The 13,401-nt window shown below is 65.1% G+C and carries 17 protein-coding genes and 1 pseudogene; 8 read left to right on the top strand and 10 right to left on the bottom strand.

Features of this window, described 5'->3' with window-relative positions; translation table 11 throughout:
* Positions 1-166 precede the first annotated feature (166 nt).
* The 8 genes from GNX96_RS25245 to GNX96_RS64795 all read right to left on the bottom strand — a co-directional run bounded on the left by GNX96_RS25245 (position 167) and on the right by GNX96_RS64795 (position 6,556).
* A complete protein-coding gene (locus tag GNX96_RS25245; RefSeq protein WP_163569986.1) occupies positions 167-865 on the bottom strand; it encodes a TetR/AcrR family transcriptional regulator in 699 nt (232 codons plus the stop codon).
* A 7-nt stretch (positions 866-872) separates the two neighbouring features.
* A complete protein-coding gene (locus tag GNX96_RS25250) occupies positions 873-1,190 on the bottom strand; it encodes an amidohydrolase family protein (RefSeq protein ID WP_163569987.1) in 318 nt (105 codons plus the stop codon).
* Positions 1,133-2,584, bottom strand: coding sequence for an amidohydrolase (locus GNX96_RS25255; protein WP_163569988.1), 1,452 nt, complete (start codon positions 2,582-2,584; stop codon positions 1,133-1,135). Before GNX96_RS25255 ends, GNX96_RS25250 begins: the two co-directional genes overlap by 58 nt.
* 25 nt (positions 2,585-2,609) lie before the next feature.
* Entirely contained in the window at positions 2,610-4,016 is a 1,407-nt protein-coding gene (locus GNX96_RS25260; protein ID WP_163569989.1) for a carboxylesterase/lipase family protein, read from the bottom strand.
* A gap of 98 nt (positions 4,017-4,114) precedes the next feature.
* Positions 4,115-5,011: a DUF427 domain-containing protein gene (locus GNX96_RS25265; protein WP_163569990.1), complete on the bottom strand. Its 897-nt coding sequence runs from the start codon at positions 5,009-5,011 to the stop codon at positions 4,115-4,117.
* Complete coding sequence (locus tag GNX96_RS25270; RefSeq protein ID WP_163569991.1) at positions 5,008-5,676, bottom strand: peroxiredoxin-like family protein; 669 nt, start codon at positions 5,674-5,676, stop codon at positions 5,008-5,010. Before GNX96_RS25270 ends, GNX96_RS25265 begins: the two co-directional genes overlap by 4 nt.
* Before the next feature lie 32 nt (positions 5,677-5,708).
* Positions 5,709-6,350 carry an NmrA family NAD(P)-binding protein gene (locus GNX96_RS25275; RefSeq protein ID WP_390624149.1) on the bottom strand — a complete coding sequence of 214 codons (642 nt, stop codon included), beginning with the start codon at positions 6,348-6,350 and terminating at the stop codon, positions 5,709-5,711.
* Complete coding sequence (locus GNX96_RS64795; protein WP_390624150.1) at positions 6,296-6,556, bottom strand: SDR family oxidoreductase; 261 nt, start codon at positions 6,554-6,556, stop codon at positions 6,296-6,298. The genes GNX96_RS25275 and GNX96_RS64795 overlap by 55 nt, the downstream gene beginning before the upstream one ends.
* A 322-nt stretch (positions 6,557-6,878) precedes the next feature.
* On the opposite strand from GNX96_RS64795, the pseudogene GNX96_RS55085 reads away from it, so the two are divergent.
* Positions 6,879-7,124, top strand: a pseudogene (locus GNX96_RS55085) (DUF427 domain-containing protein); the annotation flags it as partial.
* Between the two features lie 24 nt (positions 7,125-7,148).
* On the top strand, positions 7,149-7,559 hold the full coding sequence (locus GNX96_RS55090; RefSeq protein ID WP_279581473.1) for a DUF427 domain-containing protein: 411 nt from the start codon (positions 7,149-7,151) through the stop codon (positions 7,557-7,559).
* A 102-nt stretch (positions 7,560-7,661) separates the two neighbouring features.
* On the opposite strand, the gene GNX96_RS25285 is transcribed toward GNX96_RS55090, so the two are convergent.
* Together GNX96_RS25285 and GNX96_RS25290 are read right to left on the bottom strand one after the other, a co-directional pair.
* Positions 7,662-8,141, bottom strand: coding sequence for a class I adenylate-forming enzyme family protein (locus GNX96_RS25285; RefSeq protein ID WP_390624142.1), 480 nt, complete (start codon positions 8,139-8,141; stop codon positions 7,662-7,664).
* Positions 8,138-9,199, bottom strand: coding sequence for a class I adenylate-forming enzyme family protein (locus GNX96_RS25290; RefSeq protein ID WP_163569994.1), 1,062 nt, complete (start codon positions 9,197-9,199; stop codon positions 8,138-8,140). Before GNX96_RS25290 ends, GNX96_RS25285 begins: the two co-directional genes overlap by 4 nt.
* Before the next feature lie 250 nt (positions 9,200-9,449).
* Between GNX96_RS25290 and GNX96_RS25295 the strand changes: the two genes are divergently transcribed.
* The 6 genes from GNX96_RS25295 to GNX96_RS25310 all read left to right on the top strand — a co-directional run bounded on the left by GNX96_RS25295 (position 9,450) and on the right by GNX96_RS25310 (position 13,365).
* Complete coding sequence (locus tag GNX96_RS25295) at positions 9,450-10,121, top strand: TetR/AcrR family transcriptional regulator (RefSeq protein WP_163569995.1); 672 nt, start codon at positions 9,450-9,452, stop codon at positions 10,119-10,121.
* A gap of 111 nt (positions 10,122-10,232) precedes the next feature.
* Positions 10,233-11,132 (top strand): enoyl-CoA hydratase-related protein, encoded by a 900-nt coding sequence (locus tag GNX96_RS25300; RefSeq protein ID WP_279581445.1) that lies wholly within the window; start codon positions 10,233-10,235, stop codon positions 11,130-11,132.
* A gap of 2 nt (positions 11,133-11,134) precedes the next feature.
* Positions 11,135-11,833 (top strand): acyl-CoA dehydrogenase family protein, encoded by a 699-nt coding sequence (locus tag GNX96_RS55095; protein ID WP_279581446.1) that lies wholly within the window; start codon positions 11,135-11,137, stop codon positions 11,831-11,833.
* The gene (locus tag GNX96_RS55100; protein WP_279581447.1) at positions 11,823-12,059 is read left to right on the top strand and encodes an acyl-CoA dehydrogenase family protein; all 237 of its coding nucleotides are present in this window, start codon (positions 11,823-11,825) and stop codon (positions 12,057-12,059) included. The genes GNX96_RS55095 and GNX96_RS55100 overlap by 11 nt, the downstream gene beginning before the upstream one ends.
* Entirely contained in the window at positions 11,962-12,312 is a 351-nt protein-coding gene (locus tag GNX96_RS55105) for an acyl-CoA dehydrogenase family protein (RefSeq protein ID WP_279581475.1), read from the top strand. The genes GNX96_RS55100 and GNX96_RS55105 overlap by 98 nt, the downstream gene beginning before the upstream one ends.
* Positions 12,313-12,657: 345 nt before the next feature.
* The gene (locus tag GNX96_RS25310) at positions 12,658-13,365 is read left to right on the top strand and encodes an acyl-CoA dehydrogenase family protein (RefSeq protein WP_163569997.1); all 708 of its coding nucleotides are present in this window, start codon (positions 12,658-12,660) and stop codon (positions 13,363-13,365) included.
* The last annotated feature ends 36 nt before the right edge of the window (positions 13,366-13,401 follow it).

The raw sequence follows: 13,401 nt of genomic DNA on the forward strand, positions 1-13,401 counted from the left end.
AGGCGGCCAACATTGGCTGCGCTGAACACGAAGACCATATCCCGCCACAGAGCACAGCGACGATCCCGACGTCGGCCAGCGTGATCTGACCATGCCCGCGGCCATTCACGGTCGCACCACCATCGCAGCAACCAGGATCCAGCATGAACCCGCCACAACCGCGAGACTAAACGGCACAATGCGGTTCTCCCGGAATCGTGGAGGACTTCCCATGCGCGGCTTCTGGGGGAACCGCAGGAGGCTGGTGTGTCTTGGTCAGGTCGCGGCGATCCATCCGCGTACGGCGGCGGCAGCGATTGCTTTGGCGGCGGCGGCGGCTGGGCAGGTGGGCGGGGTCGATGGCGGCTTCCATGGCTGCGCCGTTGATCAGGGCGATGATGCTGAAGGTGATGTGGCGAACTGACAGGTCCGGCTGTGGTGTGCAGGATCTGAGCAGCCTGGTGAGGTGTTCGCGCCACACGTCGAGGGCTTGTCTGTGGTCGTCCATGCCGGCGCCGTGGTCGCGGATGTGTGGGGCGACCACGGCGCCAACGACGACGACAAGGGCGCGCAGAGACGGGTCGGTACGGAGTTTGACAAGATAGTTGGCGATGAAGTTGGTCAGTCGTTGCTGTGGTGTGTGGCTGTCGTCCAGAAGTGGCGCCAGTAGTCGGTCCGACTGCTCGGCCCAGCCTTCGACCAGGGTGGCTCGTAGCAGGGAGCTTTTGTCACCGAAGTGGTGGACCACGGCTCCCCGGGTGAGGCCGACCCGTTGCGCGATTCCTTCGATGGTGGAGGAATCCCAGCCGTTCTCGGCGAAAGAGTCGAGGGCTGCTGCCAATACGGCCGCGCGGGTCCGCGCGGCCTCTTCCGCGGTCTTTCTCATGCGTGGATTATGTCGTGTGCCAGTGCGGCGGAGTGCTGGCTCCGCGGGTGTCGTGTACGACAGTTCCGCCGATGGCAGTGAGTACGACCTCGGTATCGCGGATCTCATCGATGGGGCAGGTGAGGATGTCGTGGTCCAGAGCCACGAAATCAGCGAGCTTGCCGGCTTCGACGGAGCCGAGCCGATCTTCCCACTGGACGAGTGCGGCGCCGTTGATGGTATGGATTTGGATGGCTTCCGCGCGGGTGATCTTCTTCGATGGTGTCATCATGTCGCGGCCAGTCTCGCCGTCCACTCGGCGAAGTGAGGCCCAGATCTGGAACATCGGCTCCGGGTGGGCACCGTCGCAGCTTGCGCTATCGGTACGCCCGCGTCGATCCACCACCGCAGGGGGACCACGTTCTGCCAGCGATCGCCAGTCAACCGGTTGACATAGAGGCGTACGCCTTTGGTGAAGTCGGTGCTTGAGCAGGTTTGGGCGAGAATTCCCATGTCCTTGAGCTGGCCGAGTTGTTCCCGAGTCGGGTAGAGGGCATGTTGCAGAATCCAGCCGCGGCCGGCGATCGGTGTCGATGCGTTGATGATCGCGAGTGCCTCGGTGGCCATGGCGCACGCTCGGTCGCCGCCGGCGAGGATGTTGAGCCGCAGGTGGTGTTTGTGGGCGAGGTGGCCGATTTCCACGAGTTGGTCCGTCGACACGGTCGGTTCGCCGTTGCAGGGCTGGTCGTACATGTCAAGGTACGGCTCGAACATCACCAGGCCACCGAAGGCAGGGCCGCCTGAATCGACGGACAGCGTTGCGCCGACGACTTTGAAGTGATCGTCGCCGGTGCCGGCGCCTAGCGCGTCGGTACGGCTGGCCATCCAGGCGTCGAGCTCGTCGATCGACCGGGTGTTGGGGAATTCGTACGCGCTGACGACACGATTCGCGAGTCGTGCCTCGGCGTGTAGTTGGCGCAACTCTGGAATGAAGAAATTGCTGTGTGCCTCGTAAATGGTCGTGACGCCGAAGGTGAGGTTTTCGCGGACCGCGACTTCGATGGCGTCCCGCCGTGTGTGCGGTGACATTTGGGGTAACAGGGACTGAAGTCGGGTGTTGAGCGCGCTGCTGGTGAAGATGGTGAGGCCGTAGATCAGGCCGGTGGCCTCGCCGTCATCATCTCTGGCGATGTGCATCATGCCTTCATCCGGCGTGTTCCGGTCGACGCCGAGCAGCCGCAGGGCGACGCTGTTGAAAATCGCCGGGTGCGGCCAGAACGCCGAGGTGCAGATGTAGACCGGATGCTCGGGCGCCGCGGCGTCCAGGTCCTCGCGAGTGGGCCAGCGGTGCTCGGTCAGCGCCTCGGGGAGACCGAAATAGTCTGGAGGCTCGCCGATCGGGGTGGTGGCGATCCATTGCCCTGGCGGGACTTTCGCCGCTTCCTTGGCAATGGTCGCGGCGATCTCGGCGACGGAACGAAGGCCGACGAGCGACGGCTCGATTGTGTTCCATAGTCCGCGCAGGATGGTATGGGGGTGACCGTCGACGAATCCAGGCAGAACCATTCGCCCCTCGAGATCGACGACGGTGGCACCAGTACGCCGGGCGTACTCTCGCAGCCGCCGGTTCGTGCCGACCTTGACAAACCGTCCGTCTTGGACGGCAAACGCCTCGGCGATACTGAATTTTTTGTCGACGGTGACGACTTTGGCGTTGACATAAACAGTGGGCTTTTCCATGGTGATCCTTTGTGGATAGCGCGGGTCAGCGTTCGTATGAGACAGCCGTCGAATGGGCGAAATGCATAATTGCTTTTCCGATCCCGTCGTACGATGGCCAATCGGGTATGCCGTCGTGAGTCGGATTTCCGTTACGGGTGAAGGCGATCCAGGCGCCTTGCACGGAATCGACGAGGGGGGAGAGTACGTCCGCGGCCAGGCCGCCGAGCATCGGCGCGTCCGCCCAGGCCGCCAGGTTGCCGAACACGAACGGCAGCTCCAGGCAGTGACAGGCCCCGAACGGGCTGCCCGCCGGACTCCAGTCGAACTGGTAGACCCAGGCCGGGTTTCCGTGTGCGGCCAGTGATTCGGCGAGGCGGATGCTGCCGGACCGGTACATGTGCTCGGTGTTCAGGTCGATCGCCAGTTCCGCCGGCGTACGGCTGTCGCCCGAAGGGACGAGCGACCTGTTGCCGAGCCACCGCGCGGCTGCTTCTTCCAGCCCGGGCCGGGTCAGCCCGTGGACCTGTTCGTCGAAAACATACATGGCGGCGGCTTCGTCGCGGTTGGTGCCGATCATGACCTGGACGCCGCCGGCTGCGCGGGTGCCAACGGTTCCCACCGAATCGGCGGCCACCAGGCCATCGGCCGCGACGAGCTGGAACAGCCGGGTCCGATCCAGGAAATGACTCGGCCGGCTGCGAAGAAGCTGGACTTGCGCGGTCATGATGTCGGCTGCGGAGCGGGCGCGCAGTTCGCTTGCCTGAGCCGGGGAAAGGTCGAGAGCATTGAGGAAACGGACCGCGATCTCCGTCGCTTCCGCTGGGCGCTGGGGCAGCATTCCGGCCGGCGCACTTTGCAGGATGGCCCGCCGGAACAGCCCGGTCGCCGCCGAACCAGACAGCAGGCCGATGATGGAGATGGCCCCGCCGGACTGACCCGCTACCGTCACCGCGTCTGGATCACCGCCGAACGCGGCGATGTTCTCCTTTACCCAACGCAGAGCCTGCGCCTGGTCCAGCAGACCGAAGTTGCCGGCGCCGACATCCGGGTCGAGGTCCGCGAGGAAAAGATAGCCCAGCGCACCTAACCGGAAATTGGCAGTGACAACAACGATGTCCCCACGTCGGGCAAGCTCGGCGCCGTCGTACCAGTCCAGCCCACCGGAGCCGCTGACCATGCCACCGCCGTGCAGGAACACCAAAACCGGCCGGGCGGACTCGGCCGGTTTCGGCGCCCATACGTTCAGAAACAGGCAGTCCTCGGACTGCCGCATTTCGCGGGCTCCCAAAGCCCAGCCCATCACCGCCGGTGGTTGAGGCGCAGCTGCCCCCGGTTCGTACGCGTCGAGGACACCGGCCCACCGCGGTGGTGGTTGTGGTGGCCCAAACCGGTTGGCGCCAACCGCGCGCCCCCGCGTACGGAATTCCGCGAAACGCAGACACCCCTCCAACTCGCTGCCCGTGGACTCGGCCCTGCGCGATCACTACCTCTGATATGGCTTTCCGCATTTCTGGCGCCTCCTTCTAGAGTCAACATACATACATGATGTCACGTATGTATAGAGGCTGGGGCGCAGATCTGCGTAACGCCAACGTTCAGCGGGGCTGCGGGTCGAGGCGATCCTGCTTCGGATCCTGTGTTCGTCAAGTCGATGGGCTTGCCGTCGACCCAGGTCTGAACTCCATCGGCAAGGAAACAGAGGTAGCCAGCAATTTGCAGCGCATCTGGCAAAGGCCGCGGGTAGTACCAGACCGCGTCCGGAATAACTCGGTCGCCGACCCGAAGGTTTCGGTACGATGCGTTTCCCTTGTACGCGCAGGTCGTGTGCGTGGCGCTGGGGCTCAGGAGTTCTCTGTGGACGGCGTCTGCCGGCAAGTAAAACCGGTTGGGCAGACCGGTCTCGGAAACCAGCAACGCCTGGTCACTTTCGGCGATTTCAGTACCGGCCGCGACGACGCGTACGTGCCGGCTGGTACGACGGACATCCACTCGATGGTACGGGTCACGGAAGGATCCGAAGATTTCCTCATCCTCGTCGAACCAGGCATCCATCGCGTCCCACCGGATGGTGACGTGTCCGGCGAGCCAGCGGGCCGAGGGGTCAGGTTCGGGACAGCCTTGAACAGCGTTCTCGACAACCCGTTCGCCGATCCGAAGCGACTCATAGACAGCGTCGCCCTTGTACGGCAGTGGTGCCCGATGAGCGCTCGGCACGATCAAGTCTGCCCGAACATCGGTCCGTGGAACGTACAGCTGGGGACCAGCGTGTGACTCGTGCAGGAGTTTCGCGTCAACACTGTCCAGAATCACCTGGTCGCCAAGGATCGCTCGGACCCGCCGCGGGAAGCGCTGCCAGAACAGGCGGTGCACCGGACCATCGATCCGGTAGTTGACGCTCTCCGGAGCGTCTAGTGACAGTGGTCCACCACCAAAGGTCAGGGTCATGACTTGTCACCGGCCGAGGAATCCAGAGCGGCCAGAATCCGGGCCGGTTCGGTACGCGTCGTATAGTCGGGATGCACATCGATGAACTGGATCTTTTTGTGCCTGTCAATGATCAGCACCGTCGGATGCGGAAGCTCCCATTCGCCCGTACCGTTGACCGCGCCGACATCGATTCCGAACCTTCTCGACAGGGTCTGAGCGCCGCTGCCCATGGTGAACACAATTCCCAGCGAGCGGGCGACGCGATTGCTCACATCGGACAGCACCGTGAACTCCAATGCATTGGATTCCTGAGATGACAGCGATCCATCCGGTAGTTGGGGGCTGATGGCAACCAGCCCAATACCGCGCTCCTTCAGCTGAGGGAAAAGCTCCTGCTGGTACGTCCGCAGCGTCAGATTGCAGAATGGGCACCATGCGCCGCGATAGAACACAATGACCGCGGGCCCTTCGGCGATCACGTCGTCGAGCGACACATAGTCGCCTTTGGCGTCGGGCAGTTTGAAGTCCTCGATCCTGGAACCGGCCGCGGCCGGGTTGGCCTGGTCGGCCTGATGGACGATACGAGTGACTTCCGAAGTGACGATGTCACTGACCTCTGTTGGTGCTTGCGCCAGGAAGTTGGTTCGGATCGCGTCAAGTCCCTCATGGAGAGTTTTAGGCACAATATCCCTTTCATTGCAATGGTTGTGGCCTGTTACAACAGCTCTTGGATGAATTCGGTAAAGGAGCGCGCTGGGCTTCCGGTGACCTTCTCGATATCATCTGAGACCTGCGCGCAGTTGCCGGCGCGCACGTGACGGTAGAAATCCAGCAACGCATCGGCAACCAGCGCCGGTGTGCCGCTGGCGAGTATGGATTCCCTGGCCGCTTCCTCGGGCAAGTCGACGTAGCTGACGACTCGTCCGAGCAGAGCGCTAAGCTGGGCGGCCTGTTCGCGGAAGGTCAGCGCTTTCGGACCGGTCAACAGATACGCCCTGTGCTCATGCTGGGGATCAGTCAGAGCACTCGCCGCGACCGCGGCGATATCGCCAGGATGTACGACCGAAACCCGGCCTTCTCCGGCCGGCAGCGCCAACGTCTCCTCCTGGCGGGTCAGGCCGGACGGGCCAACGATGTTGGACATGAATCCGTTGGGCCGCAGAAAGGTCCAGGACATCGGGGTACGCGCCAACGCCCGTTCGGTTCGACCATGCCAGCGAGCGAAGACCGTGTCACCGACATCCGCGCCGGCGACCGACAGATACACCACATGCGAGACTCCGGCATCTGCGGCGGCCTCGATCACATTACTCTCGGCCTCAAATTTCTCCTCACCCGGGAGATCCGGGGAAAGCAGGAATAGCCGGGTCGCACCCTTGAGCGCGCACGACCGAGAGTCGCGGGCCTGGCCATATCTCCCGGGATGATATCCAGGCCCAACTGCCGCAGTGGCTGCGCTCTGCCGAGATCTCTGACGATCGCTCGCGCTGGGTGGCCACGTTCGGCGAGCTTCACGGCCAGGTAACCGCCGACCGTTCCGGTTGCTCCCGTAAGGACGATCACTGGATTCTCCCTCAGCTGTTTCAGTGGAATCGATCGGCAACAACGATATGCCGCGCCAGATGTCGGGCATGGTCCAATTTACGGTGGGATTCGCGTACCAATTCGACGTCATTCTTCGGTAAGAAATCACAGTCATTCGCCGCGCTCCCGCTGACTATCCTGGAGGTCGCTCCGACCGAGACCAATCCCAGGAGGACTTAATGTCCCTCACCATTGCCCACGGCCCGCTGGCATGGAATCCGAGTGCTAGCAACTACCAGCTTGATGGACCCGAGAACCGGTTGTTCGGACACCCGTTTTTCCGCGTCGCGTTCGAGCTCTCTTCGCCGGCCTGGTCGTGGTCGATTCCATTGCGGCCAAGCTCCTGCACGAATCCGAAAGGCTACCGCAACTGTTCATACCTCGTACCGATATCCGCGCGGATCTGCTCCGAAGCAGTCCTCGTCGGGAGCATGATCCATTCAAAGGCGATGCGGGATTCGAGTCAGTCAAAGTGGGGGACCGGGTCGCCGAGGACGCGGTGTGGTCCTACCGGCGCCTGAACGAGCAGGTTGGCTGGCTCTCTGGGCATGTCGGCGTTTCGTGGTCCGCGATGGACTCCTGGTTCGATGAGGACGAGGAGGTTTTCGGCGAGATTCGCGATCCCTATCACCGGGTGGATATCCGCCACACCAGCCGGCACGTTTGCGTCACGGCCGCGGGCGTGGAGATCGCTGAGACCCGTCGTGCGTTGTTGGTCTCGGAGACCGGTCTTCCGAATCGTTTCTACATTCCCGCGGACGACGTACGAAGCGACATTCTTCGGCCCAGCGCGACCCACACCATCTGCCCGTACAAAGGCACCGCGTCATACCGAACGTTGCAGCTTTCGGACAAGGTCGTCGAGGATGCTGCCTGGTTCTACGACGACCCGCTTCCCGAGACCCGGCAAATCGCGGGCTACCTGTGCTTTCTCGGCGATGAGATGCGGACCAGCGTCGATGGAGCGGTCATAGATAGTTAATAGCGCCTCGCCGGTCCGATACCGCCGGACCTGGACGAATTCGCGCCAAGGCCGCTCATCGCCGATGACGTACGGGACAATCCAGCACAGGTGCGCCGCGTCTCAGGGACGCGTTACCGGGCCTCGACGATAGATGGGAACTTCGCGCCAGTCGATGGACTGCCGCAGCTGCGACTTGACGATCTTGCCGGCCGAGTTGCGAGGCAGCGGTTCGGTCATCGCGATGACGAGTTCGGGGATCTTGTAGCCGAGCAGGTGGTGCTGCGCGTGCTCGATGACGGCGGCGGTGTCCAGTGCCGTGCCCGGCTCGGCCACGATAAGCGCACCCACTCGTTCGCCGAGTTCGTCGTCCGGAACGCCGACGACGGCGACCTCCCATACGCCTGGCGCCGCGGCGAGCACGTCCTCGACCTCGCCGGAGAACACCTTCTCGCCGCCGCGGCTGATCATGTCCTTGATGCGGTCGACGACGTAGACGAACCCGTCGCCGTCGATCCGGCCGAGATCGCCCATCCGAAGCCAGCCATCCACGGTGAACGCGTCGCGGGTGGCGTCCGGGCGGTTCCAGTAGCCGGTGGTCACGTTTGGGGGGCCGCGGACGACGAGCTCGCCGACGCCGTGGACGTCCGGGTCATCGACCTTGATGTCGCAGACGGCATGGCGATGCCCACGCTGCTGCTGTGCGACAGCGCGTACTCGTTCGGCAGGGCGGTGTGCAGCCCGGTGCATTCGGTCGACCCGAAGCCGTTCTGCAGGGCGGCCTCCCCGAACGCGGCGCGGATGTCCTCGACCAGCCGCGGCGGGGTAGGGGCGCCGCCGTACGAGATGCTCTTGACGTGGGCGAGTGCCGCTGGTGAGAACGCGGGATCGCGGATGATGCGCCAGTACATCGTCGGTACGCCCACCAGCGCGGTGGCTCGGTGCTCGACGGCGGCCTCAATGAAGGACTCGACGGTGAAGCCGGAACGGATGATGGACGTGCCGCCGTAGTTCACGGTCGACAACATCAGCGAGTTGCAACCGGTGATGTGCGAAAGAGGCACGGCGATGATCGAACGGAGTGGGCTGTCGCCGAGCGCGGCGGCGTACATTCGGCGCTGGTTCTCCGCGTTCTGGATCGCGTTGCGGTGCCTGATGATCACGCCCTTCGGGCGGCCGGTCGTGCCACTGGTGTAGAAGATCGACGCGATGCTGTCCTCGCCCTGGCCCTCGATCACGAACGGCGCGCCCTCGGTCAGCCGGCCCGGATCGTCGAGCACGACCTTCACTTCGCAGTCGGCCACGATGTGGTCGACCTCCGGTGGTGTCGACCGCGAGCTCAGGGTGACCACGACGCCACCGGCCAAGTGGATTGCCCAGTACGCGACCACCCAGTTGACGCAGTTCGGCAGCTGCAGACCCACCCGATCACCGCGACTGACGCCGGCGCCTCTGAGACCGCCCGCCACCCGCGCCGCACGCTCGAAAAGCTGGGCGTAGGTGACGATCTCGTCGTCCGACCCGACCAGAACTGGGGCAGAACTGAATTCTCGGCAACGCGCCACGAGGAGGTCGACAAGAGACGGGGCCAAACCCCGATAGTGGCGGCGCCCGTCGCTGTCGGTTTCGACGTTCGCGGTTCCGTACGGGCTGAAAATCATGGACTTCCCGCCGTTCCGAGCAAGGTGAAGAGCGCCGACGACTCCTGGGAGGCTAGGCCCGCCGAGTAACGTCGGAGCCGACCCGATGGATCGCGTCGCCAAGCTAGATGCGCGTTCTAGATTTGTCAATTGACCGCGGCTCGTCGAGCGAGAACGGTGTGTCGAGCCGCGGTTCGCCCTTGGTCGCTCGTACGCCGTGCAGAATGTGCGTGCAGTCCGGACCACGCGGGCCGAGGTGAGAGGGGTCGGCATGTTCAGAGGACTCGTGAGCCCGGACGAGATGACCACCTCTCAACGCGACAAGCGTGAGCGCGTACTCGAAGCGGCGGTTCGCCTGCTGGTCGACGAGACACCCGACCGGGTGAGTGTCAAGGCGGTCTCGGTCGAGTCGGGTGTCGCCCTCGCGACCATCTATCGGTTCTTCGCGTCGAAGGACCATCTGCTGGCAGCTGCCCTGCTGCACTGGGAGGCGCCGCTGGAGCAGGCGGCGGCCGCACTGGCCGACGCCGACCTCAGCCCGGTCGACCGGCTGGTCGCGATCGTTCGCCGAGGCACCCGCTCGTATTTGCGCATCCCGAACATGCTCGCCTGCATGGTCTATGCGGCGACCTCGACGGACCCGCAGGTCCGCGAGATCATGGTCGAGCTGCGACTGAGCACCGAACGCGCGCTGCGCTCGCAGATGATCGACGTGCCGGCCGATCAGCAGCACTTGCTCAGCGAGATCATCCAGGCGTTGTGGTGGGATCTGCTCGTCGCGTGGCACGGCGGTCGGCAGACGCTGACGCAGGGCCTCGATCAGGTCAATCAGGCGATTCACCTCGTCTTCGCCGGACTTGTCGCGCCCCGCTCGACGCCTCCGGCTGGCGACAGCCGACCCCATCGAGCGCGGGGACGTCGGGCGCCATCGGTTCCGGACTGAATCCGCATTCTAGGATCTTAATCGACTCTATCGTCGGCGCCCTTACGTATTAGTTGACGAAACTGAAATACGGTTCTACCGTTCGCTGCATCCAATGGCGAGGTAGGGGCGATGACGCGAAGCAGCGGTAACTACCAGACCGTCGTCCTCGACCGCGTCGGTACGGACGCCCGAGTCGGCCGGATCACCCTGGATCGGCCGGAGCGGTTGAACGCGCTGTCCGGTGAGATGCTCGACGAGTTGTGGGCGTCGTTGCACGAGTTCGAGGCCGACGAATCGGTTCGGGTGATCATCCTGCGCGGCAACGGCCGGGCCTTCTGCGCCGGCTACGACCTCTCGGATCCGCATCTGACGAAGACGCCCGGCTATCCGGACGTACCGTTGCGTACGAGCACTGACGACGATCAGCCGCTCGCGATGAACTTCGCCAGCAATCTGAAGCGCGGGGCCGAGCTGCAGCTGCACTTCTGGAACATGCCCAAGGTGACCCTCGCCGAGGTCCACGGCTATTGCATCGCCGGCGGCATGGAGTTCGCGATGATGGCCGACCTCGTCGTCGCCGCCTCGGACGCCGTCATCGGCCATCCTGGTAGTCGTGGAGTAGGCGTCGCCCGCAACGCGGCCATGCTGCCTGTCGTCACCAACATGCGTAAGGCGAAGGAGCTGCTGTACACCGGCGGCGCCGTCACCGGGACCCAGGCCGAACAGTTGGGGATGATCAACTACGCCGTCGATCTGGAGACCCTGTCCGAGCGCGCGATCGCCCTGGCCGACCGGGTCGCGAACCTGTCGGCGGATCACCTCGCGGTGCTCAAAGCCGCGGCCAATCGGTTCTACGAAAACGCAGGCATCTACTCCTCCATCCGCTCGGTGACCGAGCTCGACGCCATCGCGCAGAACACTGAGTCCGCACACACCTGGCGCCGCGTGGTCCAGGAGCAGGGCTTCAGGGCGGCGGTGGAATGGCGCGACAAGCCCTATGGCGACTACGGCTTCGCCGAGCGCGGCTGACGATGGACTTCACCGAGCTGGCGGATGAGAGCGCGTTCCGGCACCGCGTACGCGCCTGGTTGGCCGAGCACATCCCCGTTGCCTGGCGCGGGCGGCCAGGTCCGTACGCCGACCCGATGTCGCTCGACGAGCGCCGCGCCTGGAGCAAGCAGCTCTACGCGGCCGGCTTTGTCGGGTTGACCTGGCCTACGCCGTACGGCGGCCAGGGCAAGCCGATCACCTTTCAGAACATCGTCCTGGAGGAGCTGGCCCGCGCCGACGCACCCCAGCACGTCAACGCGTCGATCGGCCTGGCGTTCGCCGGGCCGACCATCTTGCACTGGGGCAGCGAGGAGCAGAAAGCGAGGCTCATCCCGGCGCTGCTGCGCGGCGACGAGATCTGGTGTCAGGGATTCTCCGAGCCGGAGGCGGGATCGGATCTGGCCAACGTACGCACGGCCGCCGTCCTCGACGGCGACACCTGGACGGTCAACGGCAGCAAGATCTGGTCGTCGTTCGCGCACCTGGCCGACCGCTGCATCCTGCTGGCCCGTACCGAGCCCGACGCGCCCAAGCACCGAGGCCTGTCGTTCCTGCTCGCAGACAGACATGCACGCCCCTGGCGTACGGGTCGTGCCGCTGACCCAGATCACCGGCCAGCCCGAGTTCAACGAGATGTTCTTCAGCGACGTCGCTGTTCCGGCCACGAGCATGCTCGGTGAGCGCGGCGACGGCTGGAAGGTCGCGATGACCGTGCTGCGCCACGAGCGCGGCACCTCGGCGATGGGCATGGCGGCCGCCTTGGAGAAGCAGGTCCGCACCTTCGCGCGATTCGTTCGGGGACACCGGGCTGGGCGAGGATCCGCGCGCGCAGGAAGGCCTCCGGTCGGCCTGGATCAGCCTGCAAGCGCTGCGCTACACCAACTACCGCCTGCTCTCGGCCGTTAGCAGGAAGGCCGAGCCCGGTCCGGAGAGCGCGGTCGCCAAACTGGCCTGGTCCGAGGCGAACCAGCAGCTGACGAGACTGGCGCTGGACCTGCTCGGTCCGTACGTGGCGTACGCGAGCTCGCAGTCGGACTGGAGCGCGTTGTGGCGCTGCGAGGCGCTGCGGGCCCGGGGCAACAGCATCGAGGGCGGCACGTCCGAGATCCTCAAGAACGTGGTGGCCGAGCGCGTCCTCGGCCTGCCGAAGGGGCGGTAACAGCGCGATGGACTTCTCTTTCAGCCCCGAGCAGGACGGTCTGCGCAGCGTCGCGCGCGACTTCCTGTCCGACACTCTGCCGGCGCACCGGATGGCCGAACTCGCCAACAGCGCGCCGGGTTGGGACCCGACCAGCTGGCCCCGGCTGGTCGGCTTGGGGTGGCTCGACGCCGACCTGACCTTCCTCGACCGGGTCGTGCTCGCCGAGGAATCCGGAGCGGCCTTGCTCGCTGCGCCGTGGCTCGGCACCGTCACCTTGGCACGTGACCTGCTACCGGAGGGGAACGCGGTCCGCGACGCCATTGCCGAGGGCGGTGTGCGACTGGCCGCCGGGGGGCGACCGACGTGGCGCTCGACGTCGACGACGGAACGGGTACGGCCAGCGCCACGATCGTCGGCATCCCCGATCTGCGCTGGGCGACCCACGCGGTGTTGCCCCTGGCTGGCAGCGACCGCGTGGCCGTCATCGACCTCGACGATGACCGCGCGAGCGCGGTGGCGCTGGACAGCCTCGACGCCACCCGGCCGGTCGGCACCCTGCGGTTGGATCGCTGCCCGGTCGAGCTGGTGGTGAACCCGGCGCGGGCGTCGGCGGTGATGAGTTATCTCGCGGCGTTGGCCTGCGAGGCGCTCGGAGTCGGGCGTACAGCGTTGGCACTCGGTGTCGAGCACGCCGGCACCCGCGTCCAGTTCGGTAAGCCGCTCGGCGTCTATCAGGGCGTTTCGCATCGCTTGGCGCACACCTTCCAGAATCTCGAACTCGCGAGGTCGCTGAGCTATCGCGCCGCCTGGTCGGTCGATGCGCACCCGACCCTGTCCGCCGTCGACCGCGCCCTCATCGCCGGCGCGGCGCTACGGGCCGGTGCGATGGCGGTCGAGGCGTGCGAAGACACCTTGCAGGTGCTGCTCGGCGGCATCGGCATGACCTGGGACCACCCTTTGCACCGCTGGTACAAGCGCGCGGTCAGCTCGTACGGCGTCGCGGCACAACTGGTCAATGACAGCAAGGCATTGGACGGGCTCGGCGACGGGACCATTCCCATCGCAGCGTGATCGTGTGCGCCGACAGCTCACCCAGGCAGGAAAGGA

Source organism: Fodinicola feengrottensis, from assembly GCF_010993775.1.
Classification (GTDB): domain Bacteria; phylum Actinomycetota; class Actinomycetes; order Mycobacteriales; family HKI-0501; genus Fodinicola; species Fodinicola feengrottensis.